We start from the raw sequence: 20,542 nt of genomic DNA, 5'->3' as shown, positions 1-20,542 counted from the left end.
TTTCTCGCGAGAGCCTTCGCTTCGGGGATGGGCCACCTCCACTACCCAGGTGCGGCCGGGATATGGAGGTGTTGTCTACGTGGTGGACGCTTTTCCTCCTCTTTACCTTCAATGCGTAGCCTGACTGAAAAATCCCTCAAGAGGAGTTCACCCCATGTCAAGCACCACAGTTTCGGTCGAACAGCCGAAGCGCCAGGACACGTGGACCGGGCAGACCGGCTTCCTCCTGGCCGCTATCGGCTCAGCGATCGGCCTGGGCAATATCTGGCGTTTCCCTGGCGTCGCCTACACCAATGGTGGAGGCGCCTTCCTGATTCCCTACCTCGTTGCGATCCTCTTCGTCGGCATTCCGATGCTGTGGCTCGACTACGCCCTTGGTCATAAGTTCCGCGGATCACCCGCCTGGGCACTGCGCCGCATCAAAGCCGGAGGCGAGTTCATCGGCTGGTTCCAGGTGTTCGTGTCCTTCGTCATCCTCACCTACTACGCCGCCGTCATCGCGTGGGGCGTCCAATACACGATCTTCTCAGTCAAACAATCCTGGGGAGACGATCCTTTGACGTTCTTCACTTCTGACTTCCTCCAAGTCGCCGCAGGGGACACCTTCTCCTGGAGCCCCGTCGCTGCAGTCGCGATCCCGCTCGCCCTCATCTGGATCTTCGTCCTGCTCATCCTCGGACGTGGCCTGTCCAAAGGCGTTGAGGCGGCGAACAAGATCTTCTTGCCCCTGCTCGTCGCCCTCTTCCTCATCATGGTGATCCGCGCACTGTTCCTGCCTGGAGCGGTTGAAGGCCTCGATGCTTTCTTCACCCCGCAATGGGGAGAACTCTCCGACCCGCATGTGTGGCTCAATGCCTTCTCTCAGGTCTTCTACTCTCTGTCGGTCGGTTTTGGCATCATGCTCACCTACGCGTCCTACCTCAAGCCGAAGACGAATCTGACGGGCACGGCCCTTGTCGCAGGCTTCGCGAATTCATCTTTCGAGATCCTTGCGGGTATTGGCGTTTTCTCAGCCCTTGGTTTCATGGCGAGCACCCAGGGTGTTGGCGTGTCCGACATTGAGGGCTTGAGTGGTCCGATCCTGTCCTTCGTGACCTTCCCACAGATCGTCTCAATGATGCCGGGAGGCTCTCTCTTCGGTGTCCTCTTCTTCGCTTCTCTCGTCCTCGCCGGCATCACTTCGTTGCTCTCGCTCCTGCAGGTCGTCTCCGGGGGCCTGCAAGACAAGTTCGGATTGTCGCCCGTGAAAGCCGCGATGGCCTTTGGTATCCCCGCTGGCATTGTTTCCGTCTCCCTCTTCGGAACGAAGTCCGGTCTCAACAACCTCGACATCGTCGATACCTTCATCAACAACATTGGTGTCGTCGCTTCGGCAGTGATGATGGCGATCCTTGCTGCGGCCTTCGCGCCGCGTCTGAAGGGACTGCGTGAGCATTTGAATGCGGTCTCCGCAGTGAAGGTCCCTAAGGCTTGGGAGATTCTCGTTGGAATCGTTGTGCCCGCGGTCTTGATCTTCATGCTCTTCTCCGCCATCGTCTCCTACGTGGCGGATGGCTACGGCGATTACGATCAGACGTTCGTGTGGATCTTCGGATGGGGAGCGGTGGGCTTCGTGATCCTTGGTTCGATCATCATGACCCTGTTGCCCTGGAAACACAGTCCCATCAGCCCTGAGGCTCTCGCTCAGATCATTGACGAGGACGAGGCCCACTCGACACTTTCGGAAGGAGAAGCGCAGTGAGTGCAATCGCGGTTTTCATGATGGTTGTGACGATCATCCTCGTGTGGGGAGGCCTCGTCGCCTCCACCGTTCTCCTCAAGGTTCTTCCCAACACCTGGGAATCGCAGGAGGAAGAGTCGTCCTCGCAAATGTTGTGGCGGTCGCGGCTGTTTGTGTGAAATGAATCGACAGGCGGCGGCCAAGGGTTCTTTCCCTTGGCCGCCGCCGCGTTACTCTCTTGGAAGAATCAGGCACCCACCTTGCGGGTCGCCCAGAAGGCCACAGCTGAGGCTGCGGCGACGTTGAGAGAATCGACGCCTCCCGACATGGGGATTCGCACGACCACATCGCAGGCAGCGATCGTTTTACGGTTCAGGCCATCGCCCTCGGTCCCCATGACGAGCGCGACTTTCGCGTCGGGGGCGGTGCACAGTGAAGATTCGACGAAATCCTCAAGGGAGATGGAGTCATCGCAGAGGGCAAGGGCTGCGAGGGTGAACCCTGCTTCGTGGAGCTCATCCGTCGTGGGCCATTCCTCCAGGCGAGTCCATGGGACCTGGAAGACGGTTCCCATGGAGACGCGCACCGAACGCCGATACAGGGGGTCAGCACAACTCGGGGTGACGAGGACCGCGTCCACACCCAGTGCTGCAGCGGAACGGAAGGCCGCTCCGACGTTCGTATGATCGACAAGATCTTCTAAAATCACGATCCGGCGCGCAGGCTCACCTCCTCTGGCGCGTGCGAGGAGTTCGGATACTGTGGGCAAAAGCGGACGCTGCATGGCGGCGAGGGCTCCCCGGTGCAGGTGGAACCCCGTGATCTGACGTAACACATCCTCATCCGCCGTGAAGATCGGCACCTCACCCCCGTCCTCATCACCGATCGCTTCTCGAATGAGAGGCGCAAGCTGGGGGAGCCAACGCTCAGACATGAGGAAGGAACGGGGGGAATGCCCGATCTGGAGGGCACGCATGATGACATTCGTCGACTCTGCCATGTACAGGCCGCGTTCGGGTTCGAGCTTGGAACGCAGCGCCACATCCTTCAAAGAGGTGTAGTCGGCAAGACGCGGATCAGCGCAAAGATCGGCACTCACAAGGGGAATGATCACGCGTGTGCCTTCGACAGGGCGCGGTTCATTTCGCCGGGCCAACTCGGCCCTTCGAAAACGAAGGCGGTGAAAACCTCCACGAGGTCTGCACCTGCGGCGAGCATTGCGCGCGCATCGGACTCGCCAAACACGCCTCCGGTGCCGATCAGGATCTGATCGTCACGCAGATGAGAGGCGACGAGGCTGACGACTTCGAGAGCCCTTTCACGAAGCGGAGCGCCAGAGACGCCCCCTTCGCCGAGCTCGTGGTTGATTGTCGTATTCGTTGCCACAACGCCAGCGAGGTCGAGCTCCTTCGCCAGCTCGACGATCTGACAGATCTCCTCGTCGGCAAGATCAGGTGCAATCTTGACGAACAAGGGCATGCGGCGCTTGACGGCTGCTTCACAGCCCCGGCGCGCAGCCTCGAGGATGGGACGCAGATGATCAAGGGACTGCAGCTTGCGCAGCCCCGGGGTGTTGGGCGAAGACACATTGACCACCACGAAATCCACCCACGGGGCGAGCACACGCGCACAGTACTCGTAGTCCTTGGGAGCATCCTGCTCCGAGGTGACCTTGTTCTTGCCGATGTTCGCGCCCACGATTGCGGCGCGACCGGCTTTCGACGAGCGCAGCTTCTTCAAATGATCGGCCGCCGCCTTGGCTCCCGCATTGTTGAAGCCCATCCGGTTGCGCAGGCCATTGCTTTCCATGAGGCGCCACAATCGGGGAGCATCGTTGCCGGGCTGGGCTTTCGGTGTGATCGTGCCGACTTCAAGGAAAGCGAATCCGAGTGCACTCAGCCCGAGAACGGCCTGCGCATTCTTGTCCATGCCAGCCGCCAGGCCCACTCGTCCGGGAACGACGCGCTCGCCGATACGGACGAGGCCTGCGTGCGCTGCACGGGCAGGATCTGGCGGATTGAGGTGCCCGATGGTGGCGCGCATGAGGGCGCGGCTTGGTGAACATCGACCTGCTGCGGCGATAAGACCAAGGCCGACTCGATGGGCCATCTCAGGGTCCGAGTATCGGATCAGATTGCGGAACAACCAGGAGTATGCGGCGCGGATCATGACTCAAGATTAGGCGTTTCAGTCCCACCAGATCCACCAGCCGTAGCCACCGCCTTCGAGTGGGAGAGCAAGAAGCTCATCAGGTTCGCCCATTGCGCTGTTCAAAGCGAGTAGGGCACGCAATTTCGGCCACTTGTACAAGACAAGAGGATCAGAGGGGATCGCTTCTGGAAGATCGGGGGCTTGAGGGATCGAAACCCCGTCAACACTGATCCGCTCATCCCAGCGTGGGGGTGCAATACGGTACCCCGAAAGGGTGACGCCGGGTCTTTCGACCGCGAGGCGCAGCAGTTCGCATAGGTAAGGACCGTTGTTCTGCTGGTCGAGGAGAGCATCGGCGGGCATGATCTCCAAGAGGGCCTCGGCCTCTGTGGCGCCGAGGCCTTCGAAGCGTACGAAGTCAGAGGAGTCGGGGCATGAGAGGAAAAAAGGAGTGAGAAGATCAAGGATCCCGAGGCGCTCAGTCCACCCGTAGGTGGAATACAGCGGAGGACGCAAAGGGGTGGTGACGGAAGGGGTCATGGTGTCTCCTTTCAGTGACACCATGGGAACAGATCAGCTCCTTATGAACGAGGACGAGGACATGGTCCCTGTGGATGGGGCCACTCGCCCTCGCTACCTGTGCATGAGACTGTGGCAGAGGAAGGAGATGAGGAGGAGACAGGACTTAGAAAAGGCGAGGAGACAGGCCTCAGCCTTTGTTCTTCACACCGGGGAATTCGCCGCGAGCCACGAGGGGACGGGGGCTGCGCCAGCGACGCGCCATGATCATGCGCGAATAGCAGTAGTACCAGGAGCCCTTCGGGATCTCCTCATTCGGGAAACGCTTCTTGAGCAGCTTCTTGAGTCGCTGCCACACGACAACGCCCTCGAGGATTGAAACAGCGAAGAGCGCGTACAAGGTGCCGGTCACGGAGACCATGACCCAGGGGCCGATCGTCTCCTGCCAAGAGGGGACCAGGGAAGCGGCCATCATGGCGACGAGGAAGAGAACCATCACCGGCAAGAGGAACTCTGAAAGAGTCCATCTCGCGTCGATCGAATCGCGAATGAAACGACGCACCTGCCCCTTGTCGCGCAGGGGGAGGTAGCGCTCATCGCCGGTCCTCAAAGCAGTCTGCTCGCGCTGGAAGGCGGCGTCGCGTTTGGCGCGGGCAATGCGTTTGGCTTCTTTACGATCAGCGGGGACGAGGGGCTTGGAGTTTCGCGCCTGCGCCTGCTTACGGGTCGGCGTCGGACGCCCCTTCCTCTGGGATTGTCGGGTCTGGTCCGTATCAGCCACCTGGGATCTCCTCGTGCCACTCGTCAGCATTCAACCCCACAAGGCTAACCGATGAGCGCAGCGAAGCCACCTCGAGTCCACTACTCTGACCCTATGTCCGACAACACTTCTGCATTGACCCGTGACCTGCTCGACTCAAGACTCGAAGGGATCTTCGAGGCCATTCTCGATGAACTGCGAGACATCGTTGCAATCCCCTCCGTCTCCTCCGACCCGGCCCATGCCGCTGATCTTGAGGCTTCGGCCCTCCACGTGCGCGATCGTTTCATTGCCACGGGCTTGGACGCGAAGATCTTGCGGGTCACGACCCCCGAGGGAATCGAAGGCAAGCCCGCAGTTGTCGCCAGGACGAAGAAGATCGAGGGTGCGCCAACGGTTCTTCTCTACTCCCACCACGACGTCCAACCGTGTGGGGATGTTTCTCGCTGGTCCTCTGATCCTTTCGTCGCCGAGGTTCGCGGCGACCGGATTTACGGGCGCGGCACTTCCGATGATGGCGCGGGAATCGCAGTGCACTTGGGGGCCCTGCGCTTCCTCGGTGACGAGTTGCCCGTTAATGTCGTCGTCTTCATTGAAGGCGAAGAAGAACTCGGCTCCCCCTCTTTCACGACTTTCCTTCAGACCTACAAGGAAGAACTGCAAGCCGATGTCATCGTCGTATGCGATTCGGACAATTGGAAGGCCGGAGAGCCTGCTGTGACCTCCTCCCTGCGAGGCAATTCGGTCGCAACGGTCGATGTGACGATCGCGGATCACGCCGTCCACTCGGGCATGTTCGGCGGCCCCATGCTCGACTCCGTCACCTGCGCCTCAATGCTCATCGCTTCCATGTACGACGAGAAAGGTGATCTCGTGATCCCCGGGCTCGGCGGGACCCTTGAAGCGGATGTGGAGTGGTCTGAGGAAGAGTTCCGGGCCGCAGCGGGCCTGCTTGAGGGCGTCGAACTTGTCGGCACGGGGGATCTTGCGGCTCGAGTGTGGACCAAGCCCTCCGTCTCCGTCATCGGTTTCGATGCGTGTCCCGTGTCTGAGGCGTCCAATACGATCGCCCCACACACGCGCTTCAAACTCTCCATGCGCGTCGTTCCCGGCGTCGACCCGCACGAAGCGATGGACCGCCTCGTGGAGTTCCTCGAATCCCATGCTCCTTTCGGGGCGAAGGTCGAGGTCACTCCGAACGAGTTCGGCCCCGGCTACCAGGCCGACATGAACTCTGCACTGACGGGGCTTTTGCACGAGGTCTTGAGTGAAGCCTGGGGCGTCCCCTCGGTGAACATCGGCGTGGGCGGCTCTATTCCCTTCATCTCCGACTTCCAGCGTCTCTTCCCCGATGCCGAGGTCGTCGTCACCGGTGTTGAAGATCCATTGACGAACGCCCACTCCGAGGACGAATCGCAGTGCATTTCCGATCTTCGCGCCGCGATCCTCGCTGAGGCGATGCTCCTGACTCGCCTCGCGTCCCAGTGACACGCCGAGTCCTCATCGCCGGGCATTGGTCCGGGGGGAGTCCCGCTTCATCGACGGCGCTTGCCGCTTTAGAAGAGTTCGGCAGGGGTTTCCTCTCCTCGGCTGTGCACTGGGAAGTGGAGTTGATCCCCTTCGGACCCGGCTCGGCTTTCAAAGAAGCTGTCAGAGGACCAGGATCTTCCCGCTATGCCCCGATTGTCGTTCCCGATGATGAACAGGGGAGCGCCTGGGCGGGCAGAAAAGCCAGGGAAGCACTGGAACTCGGCCTTGTCCCCATCCTCGAAGGGGGGCATCCCCACTCTCTCGACTGCGGAATCGGGTTCATTTCAAGTCTGAGCGGAATCGAGGTGTCGGATTCTTCGACGCTCGAGCAGACTCTTCCCCGTGCTCTCTCGACGGCCCGGCAGATCCTTGCAAGGCGCGACATGATCGCGGCAGCATCCACTCGCCGTCCCCTCCTGGGATTGTCCTCCGTCCTCGCAGTCGATCCTGAGCTCAATGCTCGAAGTGTGCAGGACAGGGGATTGACGTCCCTGCTCACCCGCCTTCTTTCCTGCTCTGAGGAGAAAAGCCTTCCTCTTCTGGACTCAAGGACCCAGTCGAGGGGGGCTGGAAGAATCCCCGGATCGGGGGCCGGTGGGGGAGTCGGTGCGATGGTTCACGCCATCGGAGGCAGGATCATCGATACGGGCCTCTTCTTGCGCACCCTCCTCCGCTTGGATGAGCGCATTGCGGATGCGGACCTCGTCGTCGTATTCGAAGCGAAGCTGCACTCGCCGAATCTGTCCGATTCCTTCCTCGACGTGATCTGCGATGCTGCCGCGCAGCATGCCTTGCCGGTCGTCGCAATCGGAGAAGAGTCCTCATTATCAGCACATGAGCGCGCACAATGGGGACTCAATGGGCAGTTCATCACCGAAGGAAAACTCAGCCTGTTCCAAGCGGGGGTCCGCATCGCCCAGACCTGGGGGCGCTGAGAGCTGGGCACTGATCACAGCTCTTGACCTTCGAGTGAGACGTGGACTCGATCACGCGGGCATCTCATCTCCGCTTGCGACATGGCATCGAATTGGTGAGGCACGTAGGGTGGGACACCGAAAGAGTGAAGTCGAAATCGATTGGAGCATCATGTCCGACACCGGTATCGAAGCACCCTCGCACGAGGTCCTCATCACCGAGGTCGCAGCTGCGAAGGTCAAGAGCCTTCTTGCTCAGGAGGGCCGTGACGATCTGCGCCTGCGCATCGCCGTTCAGCCCGGCGGCTGCTCCGGCTTGATCTACCAGCTCTACTTCGATGATCGCCTCCTCGACGGCGATGCCCTCCGTGACTTCGACGGCGTTGAGGTCGTTGTTGACCGCATGTCCGTTCCCTACCTCAATGGGGCGACGATCGACTTCGCTGACTCGATTGAGCGTCAGGGGTTCACCATTGACAACCCGAATGCGCAAAACACCTGCGCCTGCGGAGAATCCTTCCACTGAGCTGATGAATCCACGCGTGAAGATCGCCGCCGCTGCGGCCCTCGTCCTTGCTTTGACGACGAGCCTGTCGGCCTGCGGTACCAACACTGCGCAATCCGATGCGCAAAGCTCCCAGTCCTCCCTGCAATCCGAAGGCTCTGCCATCCCCGAGGTGGACCGGAGCGGGACAGCGAATTTCCCAGATGTGACCGGCGGATTTGGCGAAGACCCGCAGATCTTTGCAGGTCAAGGACAAGCCCCTTCGACGGTCGCGGTGAAAACGATTCACCAGGGCGAGGGTGCCGAGATTTCCGTCGTGGATAGCCTCGTCGTCAACTATGAGCTCGCGCTCTGGGATGGCACGAAGATCGAGTCCTCCTTCGAGAACGGAAGAGCAGCGCTCTTCTCCCTCCAAGAGGTTATCCCCGGGTGGACCTACGCTTTGGAAAAGCAGCATGTCGGCGACCGTGTCGAGATCGTCGTCCCAGCTCAATGGGGCTACGGAGACCGCGCCTCGGGACAGATCCCTGCGGGCTCAACCCTCGTTTTCGTCGTTGATGTCATCGACTCTTCGGCGAATGTCGCCATTGACGAATCCCTCCAATCGCAAGGAACCCCGACCGGCGAAGCACTTCCCGAGGGAGTGACCGTCGAGGGCGAGCCTGGCGCGGAACCGACAGTGTCCTTCGCCCAGGGAGCGAGCGCACCGAGCGGAAATAGCCGCACCCTGCTCGTCCAGGGCGCGGGTCAGACCATTGTCGAGGGCGATTACGTCCTGTATCGCGCGGTAGGTGGCCCTTTTGGCTCGAATGAGCAGATCAACTCCTCGTGGGCGTTGAAGCCTCAGCTCATTAATGCGATGCAAGCGGATCTTGTTGGACAGTCCGTCGGCTCCAGGCTCGTCTTTGTTCTCGGCGCAGGAGCGAATGAGCAGCAGGGTGCGATTCCCACCCTCATCGTCTTGGACATCGTCGGGATTCTCACAGTCAACTGAAGTGTCTCGTGCAGTGCGGGCGTTCACCGTCAGTGGTGAGCGCCCGCACACGCGTACAATGGGCACGGTTGTCGACCTGTCCGATAGGTCCAGATCACAGGAGTGCACATCAGTGAGTGAGAATACCGTTCGCGTCCTCGTTTTCAGCGGCGATGCCACCAAGCGTCACGCCGTCATTACCGGTGTCGGGCGTCGCGCCTCGAAGAACTCTGCGCTGATCGAATGGTCTGAAGCCGCCACTCCTTTTGGCGCGAAAGAACTCGTTGAATCACACGACTTCGCGCTCCTCGTCCTCGATGCTGAAACTCAAAAAGAAGGCGGAATGTCCCTCGCGCAGGAACTGAAGAATACGATGGAGGATGTTCCTCCGATCGTGTTTCTCACGGCGCGTCAGCAAGACGATTGGCTGGCGAGCTGGGCTGGAGGCGCAGCCGCTATTCCCGATCCTCTCGATCCCCTCGTCCTTCAAGAAACGATCGCGCAACTCTTGGAGAATGCCGACTGAGCCTCTCCTCGATCACTGAGCAGCGCCCCTTCAAGGCGTGTGAGGAGCTTCGATCAGCGCGCACAGGGTACTGCGGCGAGAAGGAAATACACAGGCAGCGCCTTGAGGGCACCTTTCATGCGCCCCTGGGTGCTACTACTTTTGGGTTTTCGCGCTCAGGACTTATGAGTTTTCGCGCGCGGGACTGCTGAGTTTTCGCGCTCGGGACTGCGTTCAGTGGGCTGCGAGCGGGAGAAAGGCTGAGGAATGGAGCCTGAGGGGGTGTGCGGATAGCGGCCGCGGGGCAGGGGCCGTGCATACTTCAGCAGATCACTGACCGAGCTCATCCCATTGGGCTGCATGAGTTGGACCAAAGCCTCCAGGACGTGCCAGGTGGCGCGGGCATCGGCGAGGGCCCGGTGGGCATGTCCCGGATCGACCTTGAAATGTGAGACGAGGGTCGAGAGCTTGTGGTTGGACACCAGGGGGCGGGGCAGAGCCAGACGCGCAAGAGCCAAAGTATCGACAACCCCGCTTTTCGGCCAGGGGATCTCTAAGCGCCGGGCTGCTCGCTTCAAGAACCCCAAGTCGAAGCTTGCGTTGTGGGCGACGAGGAGCGGGGGAGTTGTACTGAGGAGCCCGGACCAGGTGAGGAAGCTGGGCAGGACGCGTTCAATGGTCTCGGCCTCCTCGACCATGGATTGAGTGATGCCCGTTAAAGAAGTGATTCGTGGGGGGATCGCCTGCATGGGGTTCACCATTGATTGGAACTCGTCACGGATACTTCCCCCGCTGACGATAATGGCGCCGATTTCCGTGATCCGGGCGCGGGCTCCCAGTCCGGTGGTTTCCAGATCAACGATGAGGAAACTCGCATCCTCGATTCTTTGCTCAAGTCCGGGCAGTTCAAGGAGCATCGTGTCGGCGCGTTGAGCTTCACCCACAAGACTGGGCGCTTGTGCACGAGCGAACGCACGAGTGTCCGATGCAACGATTCCTCCGCTGGACTGTGACTGCGCAGGAGCGGAATTGGGCATACAGTGGATTCTAATCCCTCGACCAGGCTCCGACTCCGTGGAGGAACAGTGGCGTTCTATCAAGCATTGAAGGCGACCGGTGGTCCAGTTTTGAAGGCTGCGTACAAGCCGTGGATCCGTGGCAAGGAGAACATCCCCGACACAGGTGCGGCGATCCTCGCATCCAATCACAACGCCGTGTGGGACTCCGTGTTCCTGCCGATGATGCTCGACCGTGAAGTCGTGTTCATGGGCAAAGCGGACTATTTCACGGGAACCGGCGTGAAGGGCTGGGTCACCAAAGAGTTCATGCGCGCCGTCGGCACGATCCCGGTGGACCGCTCCGGGGGGCGCGCCTCCGAAGGGGCTATGAAGGCGGGCCTTGACCGGCTCGGACGCGGAGAACTCTTCGGGATCTACCCCGAGGGGACGCGAAGCCCCGATGGGCGCCTCTACCGGGGCAAGACTGGTGTCGCCCGCCTCGCCCTCCTCTCCGGGGCCCCCGTCATCCCGGTCGCGATGATCGGCACTCACGCCGCCCAGCCGATCGGCCAGAAGATCCCCTCGCGCACGAACATCGGAATGGTGATCGGTCAGCCCCTCGACTTCTCGCGATACAAGGGATTGCACAAGGACCGCTACGTCCTGCGCGCCATTACGGACGAGATCATGTACAACCTCATGCTCTTGTCCGGCCAGGAGTACGTGGACGCCTATGCCGCCGATGTGAAGGCGAAACTCGCCGAAGAAGGCAAGTTCGACGGGCCCGTCCCCTCGAATGGGCGTCCCGCTCCTGGCGGAAGAAGCGCCCCCATCGTTGAGGTGCCAACGAGGCCGGAAGACCAGCCCGAAGAGCCCCTCGAATCAGCGGATCCCGCTCAGTCCTGACCCAGGTTTTCTGCCCCTACACAGGACCTGCGGCCACGTGTTTTGAAGGCGCGTCCAGGTAGACTGTTCGCGTCGCGTGTTGATCGTCCGGTCGCACGAAACCCACACTGAAAGGTGTCATCAATGTCGGTTCGCCGCGTCGCACTGCTCACCGCCGGTGGCTTCGCCCCCTGCCTGTCCTCCGCTGTCGGAGGTCTTATTGAGCGCTACAACGAGATCGATCCCGAGATCGAGATCATCGCGTACCAGAATGGCTACCACGGTCTCCTGACCAGCAACTTCGTTGTCGTCGATGAAGAGGCCCGCGCCCGAGCCGCCGTCCTCCACCGCTTCGGAGGTTCTCCGATCGGCAACTCTCGCGTCAAACTTACTAACGCGAAGAATCTCGTGGAGCGCGGACTCGTTGCCGAGGGCGAGAACCCTCTGGAGAAGGCCGCCGAACAGCTGCGCAAGGATGGCGTTGATGTCCTTCACACCATCGGTGGAGACGACACCAACACCACCGCAGCGGACCTGGCCGCCTACCTTGAAGAGCACGACTACCACCTCACCGTCGTCGGCCTGCCCAAGACAATCGACAACGACGTCGTGCCGATCCGTCAGTCTCTGGGCGCCTGGACTGCCGCTGAAGAGGTCTCCGAGTATGCGCAGAACGTCATCGGCGAGCACCGCTCGAATCCGCGCATGCTCATCATTCACGAGATCATGGGCCGCAATTGCGGGTGGCTGACCGCCGCAGGTTCGAGGGAATACCACGAGTGGCTCAAGACCCAGGAATGGGTTCCCTCGATTGGACTGTCGAAGGAACGCTGGGACATCCACGCCGTCTTCCTTCCCGAGATGGCGCTCGATATTGAGGCTGAGGCCGCTCGTTTGAAGAAGATCATGGACGAGCAGGGTAATGTCAATATCTTCCTCTCGGAAGGTGCGGGCGTCCCGGAGATCATTGCCGAGATGGAAGCTGCGGGCGTCGAGGTCCAGCGTGACCCCTTCGGCCATGTCAAGCTCGACACCATCAACCCCGGCCAGTGGTTCGCCAAGCAGTTCGCCTCCAAGATCGAGGCCGAGAAGGTCATGGTCCAAAAGTCCGGTTACTTCTCGCGCTCCTCGCGTGCGAACGCTGATGATCTTCGTCTCATCAAGTCGATGACGGATCTTGCCGTCGAGTGCGCATTGCGCGGCGAGTCTGGCGTCATCGGTCATGACGAGGAGAACGGCGACCGCCTGCGCGCGATCCCCTTCCCGCGCATCGCCGGTGGAAAGCCCTTCGACATCACGAAGAAGTGGTTCACCGAGATGATGGCCGAGATCGGCCAGGACGTGAAGCCTGCAGCGAAGTGACGATTCCCGTCAAGCCCGGTCGCGGCGGTTCCAGGTTCTCTTCAGATCCTGACCGCCGCGACCCAGAGCAGCTCTGGTCCCCCAAGTCGGGTACACAGGCCCCTTGGGATTCGTGGCGCGCGCATGAGGCTCTCCAACAGCCCAATTACCCTGATGATGAGGCCTTGCGCGATGTGACGGCGGTTCTCAGGCGCCAACCGCCCCTCGTTTTCGCAGGCGAGGTCGACGACTTGCGCGTTTGGTTGGGCGCTGCCGGACGAGGAGAAGCTTTCGTCCTGACCGGCGGTGATTGCGCGGAGACCTTCGCGGAGGCGACCGCAGATCACCTGCGTTTAAAGATCCAAACCCTTTTGCAGATGGCCGTCGTCTTGACCTACGGGGCGTCCCTGCCAGTCGTGAAGATCGGGCGGATCGCCGGTCAATATGCCAAGCCCCGCTCGAAGGATCTTGAGACTCGCGGTGGAGTGACTCTTCCCTCCTACAGGGGCGATGCAGTCAACTCCTTCGAGTTCACGCCCGAGGCGAGGATCCCGGATCCGGGTCGGCTCTTGGAGACATACCATCACGCCTCTTCGACCCTTAACCTCATTCGGGCCTTCACGAAGGGCGGCTACGCGGATCTGCGCCTCGTTCACCATTGGAATCGTGGTTTTACGCAAAACCCTGCGTATTCGCGCTATGAGTCTCTCGCTGAGGAGATCCACCGGGCTGTCCTGTTCATGCAGGCCGCGGGCGCGGACTTCGATTCCCTGCGCGAAGTGGACCTGTATTCCTCCCACGAGGCCCTCCTGCTCGAATACGAGTCGGCGATGACTCGCATCGATTCGCGCACGGGCCTCGCCTACGACACCTCGGGGCATTTCTTGTGGGTGGGGGAGCGAACTCGTGACCTCGAGGGCGCCCACATTGAACTTTTGCGTTCGGTCCGTAACCCGATCGGCGTGAAACTTGGTCCGACGACCACAGTCGAACAAATGCTCGGCCTCGTGGAGCGTTTGAATCCGGACGGGGAGGAAGGGCGCCTGACCTTCATTACGAGGATGGGCGCGGCGAAGATCCGAGAGGCCCTTCCGCCCCTTCTCGAAGCCGCGAAAGCCGATGGCCGTTCGGTGACCTGGATGACCGATCCGATGCACGGCAATACGATCACCTCCTCGAACGGTTACAAGACTCGTCGTTTCGAAACGATCATGGACGAGGTCGGGGGCTTCTTCGAATCTCATGATGAGGTCGGTACAGTGCCCGGAGGCATCCACGTCGAGCTGACCGGAGATGATGTGACCGAGGTCGTCGGGGGCTCGGAAGAGCTTGATGAAGAAGAGCTGGCGAAACGCTACGAGACTGTTGTTGATCCGCGTTTGAACCATCAGCAGTCCTTGGAGATGGCTTTCCAGGTTGCCGAATATCTGCGTCGTGGAAAGGTCGAGGAGGCCTGAAACACCGCTCGGGAGGACCTGAAACGCCGCTCTGACGGGCACCCCTGCCAAGGGGCACCCTTGCCGACTCACACAACGTACAGGGTGACGGTCGTGCCTTTCGTGACGCTCGTTCCTGCAGCGGGATCTGTCGAACGCGCAGTGCCGAACACTCCGCCGAGGATTCTTTCCACATTGACCTCAAGGCCGGCACCGCGCAGCGCTTCAATGGCTGCGGCCTCTTGCTTTCCCGTCACATTGGGAATCTGAACAGTCTCGGGGCCCTTGGAGACGACATAGGACACCTCATCCCCCTTGTGAAGGGTTGAAGCCGCCTCCGTCGACTGCGAGATCACGACTCCTTCAGCTACCGAATCGGAGTATTCCTCGCTAGGAGAAGCGACGAGCCCGAGAGCCTCGATCATCGCTTTCGCCTCGGCTGCGGTCTTGCCCTCGAGCTTGGGCACTTCAATGGGTTCTCGCCCTTTCGAAATGACGAGGTCGATCGCGGTGTCGTGGGGGATTGAGGTCTGTGCTTGGATCGACTGCGAAATGACGCGACCTTGGGCGACATCTTCGGAGTATTCCCGGGTGATTGTGCCTATTTTCAGTCCGGCGTCGCTCAAAAGCGTGCTTGCTCGCGTCTCCGTGAGATCAACGAGCTTAGGCACACTCCTCATGTCAACGCCTTTGGACACGATGAGGCGAACATCGGAGTTCTTGTGAACGGCTTGGCCGCCCTCGGGAACCGAGGAAATAACAGAGCCCTTCGGGACGGAATCCGAGTAGGCCTCTTCAATGACAACGCCAAGGCCCAGGACGCTGAGCTCAGATTCAACGGCTTTGAGTGAGCGTTGTGCAGTCAGGGGCATCTCAAGGTAGGAACCTGGACCATACTCGGCCCACCACCACCATCCGCCGAGAGAACCGACGAGGGCAAGAATGGCGAAAAGAGCAAGAAGGCGGCCCCCGAGTCGGCGCTTGCGCTTCTTAGGGTGTGGGGCGCGGGCCGATGCGGATGCGCGCACAATCGTTTGAGAGTTCGACGGCATCTGAGGCGGCAGCGAAGAGGTGAGGGCTGCGCCATCCCATTGGGTCATCTGGCCGATGTTTTCCTTCAGTTTCGGCTGCACCTGGGCCTGCCGATCCAAGAGCTCAGTGGGGAGAGCTTGAGTGAGGGCCTCAAGCTGATGGAGAGCTTGAGTGGCGTTGGAGGGACGTTCGTTCGGGTCTGTCGCGGCGAGGGAGGAGATGAAATCGTCGACTTCGCGTGGAAGCCAGGGCAGCACGCTCGAGGGGACTGGGATCGGGTCCTTGACATGATGCTGCGCGATGGCGAGTGCGCTTTCGCCTTCCCAGGGGACGGAGCCCGTCAACATTTCGAAGCCCATGATGCCCAGGGCGTAGAAGTCCGTTCTTTCATCGATCGCACCGGAAAGAGCGACTTCGGGAGCGACGTAGGCGATCGTGCCGAGCATTGAGCCGCTTGAGGACATCGACACTTCGGAGGCTGCTCGGGCGAGGCCGAAATCAGCGACCCTGGCCGGAGGATCTTGGGGGACGAGGACGTTCTCCGGTTTGATATCGCGGTGGATCACGCCGACCCGGTGCGCGGCCCGTAGAGCCTCGAGGACATCTCGCAGGTAGCGCAGGGTATCCCCGAGGGTGAATGCGCCTTCGCGGCGCAGGAGGGCACGCAGGGTCGGGCCTGCGATCAAATCCATGACGAGGTAGCTCTGGTCGTGGAGCACCCCCTGGTCGAAGACTGAGACGACGCCGGGATGGCTGATCTGGGAGGCAGCGCGGGCTTCGCGGCGAAAACGTGCGACGAAGTCTTGGGAATCGGCGAGGTGGGGGTGCATGATTTTGACCGCGACGGGGCGGTCCATACGGTCGTCGTGGGCGACGTACACCGTTGCCATTCCGCCGCGGGCGAGTCTGCGGACGATCCGATAACGATTGTCGAGGAGAGAACCGATGAGGGGATCGGGCTGTGGCGCGGCGTGCTCAGGAGAGCTTTCATGAGGCGGAGCGGAGGATTCATCGGGAATGCCAGTGCGGGTGCGCAAGACCTCGGTCGCCCCTTCGAGGGGGACCGAGGCGTCGTTGACGTTCTCGATTTCGCTCACCCCCGGATTCTATGAGACGCGCGTAGGAAGTCTGAGAAGTAGGGTCCGGCGTGCCCTGCGGATCACTGGGCTAGTCTTGGGCCCATGACGACTTACCCTGAGACCATCTGCGCCCAGGAGGCAGCCCGCCTGCTGGGAATCGAGCCTCGTAGGATTAAACAGCTCGTGCGCGACCGTCACCTTTTCACAATCCCCCTGCCTGAGGGTGGGCGGGCAATCCCCCGGGAGATTCTCGTCAAAGCTGCGGACGGTTGGGAGCCCCTCTTCAGTCTTCCTGGGACTTTGACGCTGCTCGCCGATGGTGGTTTCACGGAGGATGAGGCGGCGGCATGGCTCTACACGGAACATGATGAATTGGGGGAGACCCCGATGGAGGCGATGCTCGCCGGGCGTCACCACAGGGTGAATGCGATTGCCTCGACCCTGGCCTTGTGAGCTGGGCCCTAGCCTTGTGAGTCTGCCAGGTCCTTGTGAATCGGCCCTTCGGGGCTGACTTTTCACGCCCCAGGGTGCCCGTGGAGTGGTGACTAGCCCATCGCGCTTTGAGGACAGAGGCGACTTTCCGGGCATATCGGCCAGAGCATCGCGGTGCCTTGATCAGGCGCGTCGAGCTGTGATGATGTGGGCGAGTTCGAGAAGATCAGCCCCTTCAGCTTCTGAGAAACGATCCTCGAGCTGGGCCTCGCCCTCGTCAACGAGGGAAGCGATGAGTGCCTCATGAGCGTCGCGGCCTCGTGTGGCGATGACCTCGGTGGCCTTCGCGATATCGTCGGGGTTTGCCTTCTCATCCCCAAGGACTCCGGCGAGAATTTCCCGTTCGGCAACGCTGGCATTCTTCCACGACAAGGAGAGCAGCATCGTGCGTTTGCCTTCTCGCAGGTCATCTCCAGCGGGTTTGCCCGTCAGCTCCGGATCGCCGAACACTCCAAGATCATCGTCGCGCAATTGGAAGGCAATACCCCAGGGGGTGAGCGCTTCTTCGAGTGCCTGCAGGATCTCCTCCTCGCCTCCTGCTGCGATCGCGCCGAGAAGAGCCGGGTGGACGATCGAATAGTGCGCCGACTTGCGGATGACGACCTCACGGACCTCCTGAAGGGGGATCGCATCCGGATTGTGAAGATCCAGGGGTAGGTGCTCGGCTCTCACATCGAGGTACTGACCGAGGGCAACCTCCGCGTGCATTGTCGTGTAGCGGGCAAGAAGACGACTCGCGATCTTCGGCTCGAGGCTCTCACACTGCAGGCCGATCGACCTCTCCGCGGCAGAGAACAGCAGATCGCCCAAGAGAATCGCAGCTGCGGCACCGAATTGCTCATCTGAGCCGAGCCATTGGCGTTCCCGGTGGAGTGTGGCGAGGCGGATGTGGGGCGTCGGGGCGCCTCGGCGGGTATCGGCGTGATCAATGACATCGTCATGAGCGAGGGCACTCGCCTGGTACAGCTCAAGAGCGGCGCCGAGGTGAGCGACGGGGGCCTGGCCGAGTTCTTTCCCGGAAGCGAGGGCTGCACCGAAATGCGCGAGGAGTGCGCGGAATCTTTTTCCTGAGCGAATGGCTCCGAAAGCGGAGTCGAGGAAGTCCGAGGAAGCCTCGCCTGAGCCGATCTGGACGAGCAGAGCGCTCAGATCCTCTTGGGTCTGCTGGTCGATCAGGGGACGGAGCTCGAAGAAGCGGGCTGCGAGAGAGGTCATGCACATAGGCTAATGCCCAGGCTGAGGGCAAGAGAAGATGAGGACTGAGCCCCCGCCCAGGCCTTGTGAGATGCTCAATGCTGCGCTGCCCCGAGGACATGTCCGACACGCTCAGCTTTGGGGATTCACTGTGCTCTCTTTCTCCTAGGAGGGTCTGTTCAGGGTTTCGGACTATAATTGGGAAAGGTGTGTCAGCGTCTCACGCTGATCGTTCATCCCATCTTCTGAGAAAGGGGCTCGTGTGGCCGCATCGAGCACTGCCAAAGGATCGTCGCGAAACCCAAGCGCTGCTGAGTCGGATATGAAGACCGAAGACGCGATGACCAGCACAGCTGCGAAGAAGACGACGCGTCGCACGACGAAGAAGACCACTGATTCGCAGGCGCAGGCGAAGGCCCCAGCGAAGAAGACGACGCGTCGCACGACGAAGAAGACCGATGCCCCCGAGGAGGCGACGGATAAGGCTCCGGCGAAGAAGACGCCGCGCAAGAGCACCAAGGCCACCGCGACACAAGACACGCCAGAAGCGAAGGCCCCTGCGAAGAAAACGACGAAGCGCGCCTCGAAGAAGACCACTGAGAGCGAAACCGCACAAGACAGCACACCGAAGAAGACCACTCGGCGCACCACGCGCAAAAAGGCCGCCGATGAGGAGACGGCACCGTCCAAGAAATCGAGGACTCGAAAGACTGCGGCGAAGGCTGAAGCTGAGCCCGACAAGGTCGAGGAAGTCGAAGAAGAAGAGATCGTACTCAGCGACGAGGACCTCGAGGATGCTCATGGCGAGCTCGCGGGGGAGGAAAGCGATGAGGTCGAAGAGGGCTTGGCTCACGACGAGGATACGGAATCCGAAGAATCGAAGGAGGATGCGAAGGCCCGCCAGGAACTGCGCGATCGCACTGCCTCTGGCATCCGGGTGAAGGGCAGCTTCGTCGTTTCTGATTCGGACGAGTCCGACGAACCCGTCCAACAAGTCACCGTCGCGGGGGCGACCGCCGACCCCGTGAAGGACTACCTCAAGCAGATCGGCAAGGTTCAGCTCCTCAACGCCGAACAAGAAGTCGATCTCGCCCGTCGAATCGAAGCGGGCTTGTACGCGGAGTACAAGCTCAAGAACGAAGCAGACGAGATGACCTCGAAGGAGCGTCGCGAATTGCACTTCCTCGCCCAGGATGGTCAACTCGCGAAAAACCACCTCCTCGAGGCGAATCTGCGCCTCGTCGTCTCTCTTGCGAAGCGCTACACGGGCCGGGGCATGCAGTTCCTCGACCTCATCCAGGAAGGCAATCTCGGTCTGATCCGCGCGGTCGAGAAATTCGACTACACGAAGGGCTACAAGTTCTCGACCTATGCGACCTGGTGGATCCGTCAGGCGATCACCCGCGCCATGGCCGACCAGGCGCGCACGATCCGCATCCCCGTCCACATGGTCGAGGTCATCAACAAGCTCGCACGAGTCCAGCGTCAGATGCTCCAAGACCTCGGGCGCGAACCCACCCCTGAAGAACTCGCTAAAGAGCTCGATATGACGGCCGAGAAGGTCGTCGAGGTTCAAAAGTACGGTCGAGAGCCGATTTCTTTGCACACTCCTCTCGGCGAGGACGGGGATTCGGAGTTCGGTGACCTCATTGAGGATTCAGAGGCGATTGTCCCCGCAGACGCGGTGTCATTCACCCTCTTGCAAGAGCAGCTGCACAATGTCCTCGATACCCTCTCCGAACGCGAAGCCGGTGTTGTCTCCATGCGCTTCGGCTTGGGCGACGGTCAACCGAAGACCCTCGATGAGATCGGCAAGGTCTACGGGGTGACACGCGAGCGTATCCGTCAGATCGAGTCGAAGACCATGTCGAAGCTGCGTCATCCTTCGCGTTCGCAAGTGTTGCGCGACTACCTCGACTGAGGCGATCACTTCGGCGGCTGAGCGGATCAGCAACTGAGAGCACAGTGGGCGCAGAACGGATACCGATTCGGACTGCGCCCACTCGTCATGCCCGAACTCTTAGACTCTCGAGGTCTTCTCCTGGTCCCCAGAAGAGCCCACTTCACCTTGCGGTGAGCGACATCATGGTCACGGATCGGAATCGGCCGGTGCGCCGAGGTGGCGACTTTCGAGTAATCATCAGACGATAGATACATGCTCGAGGGGTTCATCGTCATCTTCTTCATGCTCGCCGTCATGCTGACCGCGGCAGTCGGCGTCATCGTCGGCCTCGCCCTCGTGCGTCGACCCGCCCAGGCCTGGCAAGAACACCTCAAAGAGCAAAACGCCCAATTCGCCGCCGAAGAAGCGCCGAAGCACGATGAGCTCGTGGGCGTGAAGCAGACGACTCTTCGTGACCTCATTGAGCGCAATACCACCGAACGCAACGCCTACTTCGACGCCGACCGTCTTCCCGGGGTCGAAAGAATCGAAGCCGTCACGGAGCGTTTCGAAGCGATGCACCCGGCTCGTAAGAACACAGAGGAGTCCTGAGTTTCACGCCTGAG

General features: G+C 60.9%; 20 protein-coding genes. 13 read left to right on the top strand and 7 right to left on the bottom strand.

Annotation, left to right across the window (positions count from 1 at the left end; genetic code table 11):
• Positions 1-154: 154 nt before the first annotated feature.
• Entirely contained in the window at positions 155-1,741 is a 1,587-nt protein-coding gene (locus tag JFX23_RS00885; protein WP_005964172.1) for a sodium-dependent transporter, read from the top strand.
• Positions 1,738-1,899 carry a methionine/alanine import family NSS transporter small subunit gene (locus JFX23_RS00880; protein ID WP_198775068.1) on the top strand — a complete coding sequence of 54 codons (162 nt, stop codon included), beginning with the start codon at positions 1,738-1,740 and terminating at the stop codon, positions 1,897-1,899. Before JFX23_RS00885 ends, JFX23_RS00880 begins: the two co-directional genes overlap by 4 nt.
• Before the next feature lie 68 nt (positions 1,900-1,967).
• On the opposite strand, the gene JFX23_RS00875 is transcribed toward JFX23_RS00880, so the two are convergent.
• The 4 genes from JFX23_RS00875 to JFX23_RS00860 form a co-directional block, all read right to left on the bottom strand.
• Complete coding sequence (locus JFX23_RS00875; protein ID WP_198775065.1) at positions 1,968-2,834, bottom strand: TrmH family RNA methyltransferase; 867 nt, start codon at positions 2,832-2,834, stop codon at positions 1,968-1,970.
• Complete coding sequence (locus tag JFX23_RS00870) at positions 2,831-3,889, bottom strand: quinone-dependent dihydroorotate dehydrogenase (RefSeq protein ID WP_198775062.1); 1,059 nt, start codon at positions 3,887-3,889, stop codon at positions 2,831-2,833. Before JFX23_RS00870 ends, JFX23_RS00875 begins: the two co-directional genes overlap by 4 nt.
• An 18-nt stretch (positions 3,890-3,907) precedes the next feature.
• Positions 3,908-4,411, bottom strand: a complete 504-nt coding sequence (locus tag JFX23_RS00865; protein ID WP_198775055.1) for a hypothetical protein — start codon at positions 4,409-4,411, stop codon at positions 3,908-3,910.
• 169 nt (positions 4,412-4,580) lie between these two features.
• Complete coding sequence (locus JFX23_RS00860) at positions 4,581-5,171, bottom strand: DUF3043 domain-containing protein (protein ID WP_276670050.1); 591 nt, start codon at positions 5,169-5,171, stop codon at positions 4,581-4,583.
• A gap of 93 nt (positions 5,172-5,264) precedes the next feature.
• On the opposite strand from JFX23_RS00860, the gene JFX23_RS00855 reads away from it, so the two are divergent.
• The 5 genes from JFX23_RS00855 (at position 5,265) to JFX23_RS00835 (ending at position 9,598) form a co-directional block, all read left to right on the top strand.
• Positions 5,265-6,638 carry a M20/M25/M40 family metallo-hydrolase gene (locus JFX23_RS00855; RefSeq protein ID WP_198775047.1) on the top strand — a complete coding sequence of 458 codons (1,374 nt, stop codon included), beginning with the start codon at positions 5,265-5,267 and terminating at the stop codon, positions 6,636-6,638.
• A complete protein-coding gene (locus JFX23_RS00850) occupies positions 6,635-7,615 on the top strand; it encodes a glycerate kinase (protein ID WP_005964153.1) in 981 nt (326 codons plus the stop codon). The genes JFX23_RS00855 and JFX23_RS00850 overlap by 4 nt, the downstream gene beginning before the upstream one ends.
• 151 nt (positions 7,616-7,766) lie before the next feature.
• Entirely contained in the window at positions 7,767-8,120 is a 354-nt protein-coding gene (gene erpA, locus JFX23_RS00845; RefSeq protein WP_040314324.1) for an iron-sulfur cluster insertion protein ErpA, read from the top strand.
• A 4-nt stretch (positions 8,121-8,124) separates the two neighbouring features.
• Complete coding sequence (locus tag JFX23_RS00840) at positions 8,125-9,093, top strand: FKBP-type peptidyl-prolyl cis-trans isomerase (RefSeq protein WP_005964147.1); 969 nt, start codon at positions 8,125-8,127, stop codon at positions 9,091-9,093.
• A gap of 112 nt (positions 9,094-9,205) precedes the next feature.
• Positions 9,206-9,598, top strand: coding sequence for a response regulator transcription factor (locus tag JFX23_RS00835; protein ID WP_040314149.1), 393 nt, complete (start codon positions 9,206-9,208; stop codon positions 9,596-9,598).
• A 155-nt stretch (positions 9,599-9,753) separates the two neighbouring features.
• On the opposite strand, the gene JFX23_RS00830 is transcribed toward JFX23_RS00835, so the two are convergent.
• A complete protein-coding gene (locus tag JFX23_RS00830) occupies positions 9,754-10,614 on the bottom strand; it encodes a 3'-5' exonuclease (RefSeq protein WP_051057865.1) in 861 nt (286 codons plus the stop codon).
• Between the two features lie 48 nt (positions 10,615-10,662).
• Here JFX23_RS00830 and JFX23_RS00825 point away from each other — a divergent pair, with 48 nt between their 5' ends.
• The 3 genes from JFX23_RS00825 (at position 10,663) to JFX23_RS00815 (ending at position 14,258) form a co-directional block, all read left to right on the top strand.
• Entirely contained in the window at positions 10,663-11,481 is an 819-nt protein-coding gene (locus JFX23_RS00825) for a lysophospholipid acyltransferase family protein (protein WP_198775045.1), read from the top strand.
• Positions 11,482-11,604: 123 nt separating this feature from the next.
• A complete protein-coding gene (locus JFX23_RS00820) occupies positions 11,605-12,822 on the top strand; it encodes a pyrophosphate--fructose-6-phosphate 1-phosphotransferase (RefSeq protein ID WP_198775043.1) in 1,218 nt (405 codons plus the stop codon).
• Positions 12,819-14,258 (top strand): class II 3-deoxy-7-phosphoheptulonate synthase, encoded by a 1,440-nt coding sequence (locus JFX23_RS00815; protein ID WP_198775041.1) that lies wholly within the window; start codon positions 12,819-12,821, stop codon positions 14,256-14,258. The genes JFX23_RS00820 and JFX23_RS00815 overlap by 4 nt, the downstream gene beginning before the upstream one ends.
• Positions 14,259-14,326: 68 nt before the next feature.
• On the opposite strand, the gene pknB is transcribed toward JFX23_RS00815, so the two are convergent.
• The gene (gene pknB, locus JFX23_RS00810; RefSeq protein ID WP_198775034.1) at positions 14,327-16,366 is read right to left on the bottom strand and encodes a Stk1 family PASTA domain-containing Ser/Thr kinase; all 2,040 of its coding nucleotides are present in this window, start codon (positions 16,364-16,366) and stop codon (positions 14,327-14,329) included.
• A gap of 84 nt (positions 16,367-16,450) precedes the next feature.
• On the opposite strand from pknB, the gene JFX23_RS00805 reads away from it, so the two are divergent.
• Positions 16,451-16,801, top strand: coding sequence for an Rv2175c family DNA-binding protein (locus tag JFX23_RS00805; protein ID WP_005964127.1), 351 nt, complete (start codon positions 16,451-16,453; stop codon positions 16,799-16,801).
• A 162-nt stretch (positions 16,802-16,963) separates the two neighbouring features.
• Here JFX23_RS00805 and JFX23_RS00800 read toward each other — a convergent pair whose 3' ends face one another.
• Positions 16,964-18,061 carry a polyprenyl synthetase family protein gene (locus JFX23_RS00800; RefSeq protein ID WP_198775032.1) on the bottom strand — a complete coding sequence of 366 codons (1,098 nt, stop codon included), beginning with the start codon at positions 18,059-18,061 and terminating at the stop codon, positions 16,964-16,966.
• 295 nt (positions 18,062-18,356) lie between these two features.
• Between JFX23_RS00800 and JFX23_RS00795 the strand changes: the two genes are divergently transcribed.
• Complete coding sequence (locus tag JFX23_RS00795; protein WP_198775030.1) at positions 18,357-19,955, top strand: RNA polymerase sigma factor; 1,599 nt, start codon at positions 18,357-18,359, stop codon at positions 19,953-19,955.
• A gap of 234 nt (positions 19,956-20,189) precedes the next feature.
• Positions 20,190-20,528 (top strand): hypothetical protein, encoded by a 339-nt coding sequence (locus tag JFX23_RS00790; protein WP_198775028.1) that lies wholly within the window; start codon positions 20,190-20,192, stop codon positions 20,526-20,528.
• Positions 20,529-20,542: the final 14 nt, after the last annotated feature.

It is taken from the genome of Schaalia cardiffensis, from assembly GCF_016405145.1.
In the GTDB taxonomy this organism is placed as follows: Bacteria; Actinomycetota; Actinomycetes; order Actinomycetales; family Actinomycetaceae; genus Pauljensenia; species Pauljensenia cardiffensis.
The sequence above is the reverse complement of the archived record's forward strand: the minus strand, read 5'-3'. Positions and strand labels throughout refer to the sequence as shown.

Bases quoted from the DNA above. Each gene is read 5' to 3' on its own strand.
- JFX23_RS00885 (WP_005964172.1), top strand. From the start codon at position 155: ATGTCAAGCACCACAGTTTCGGTCGAACAGCCGAAGCGCCAGGACACG.
- JFX23_RS00870 (WP_198775062.1), bottom strand. From the start codon at position 3,889: ATGATCCGCGCCGCATACTCCTGGTTGTTCCGCAATCTGATCCGATAC.
- JFX23_RS00865 (WP_198775055.1), bottom strand. From the start codon at position 4,411: ATGACCCCTTCCGTCACCACCCCTTTGCGTCCTCCGCTGTATTCCACC.
- JFX23_RS00855 (WP_198775047.1), top strand. From the start codon at position 5,265: ATGTCCGACAACACTTCTGCATTGACCCGTGACCTGCTCGACTCAAGA.
- erpA (WP_040314324.1), top strand. From the start codon at position 7,767: ATGTCCGACACCGGTATCGAAGCACCCTCGCACGAGGTCCTCATCACC.
- JFX23_RS00840 (WP_005964147.1), top strand. From the start codon at position 8,125: ATGAATCCACGCGTGAAGATCGCCGCCGCTGCGGCCCTCGTCCTTGCT.
- JFX23_RS00830 (WP_051057865.1), bottom strand. From the start codon at position 10,614: ATGCCCAATTCCGCTCCTGCGCAGTCACAGTCCAGCGGAGGAATCGTT.
- JFX23_RS00820 (WP_198775043.1), top strand. From the start codon at position 11,605: ATGTCGGTTCGCCGCGTCGCACTGCTCACCGCCGGTGGCTTCGCCCCC.
- JFX23_RS00805 (WP_005964127.1), top strand. From the start codon at position 16,451: ATGACGACTTACCCTGAGACCATCTGCGCCCAGGAGGCAGCCCGCCTG.
- JFX23_RS00800 (WP_198775032.1), bottom strand. From the start codon at position 18,061: ATGTGCATGACCTCTCTCGCAGCCCGCTTCTTCGAGCTCCGTCCCCTG.
- JFX23_RS00795 (WP_198775030.1), top strand. From the start codon at position 18,357: ATGAAGACCGAAGACGCGATGACCAGCACAGCTGCGAAGAAGACGACG.
- JFX23_RS00790 (WP_198775028.1), top strand. From the start codon at position 20,190: ATGCTCGAGGGGTTCATCGTCATCTTCTTCATGCTCGCCGTCATGCTG.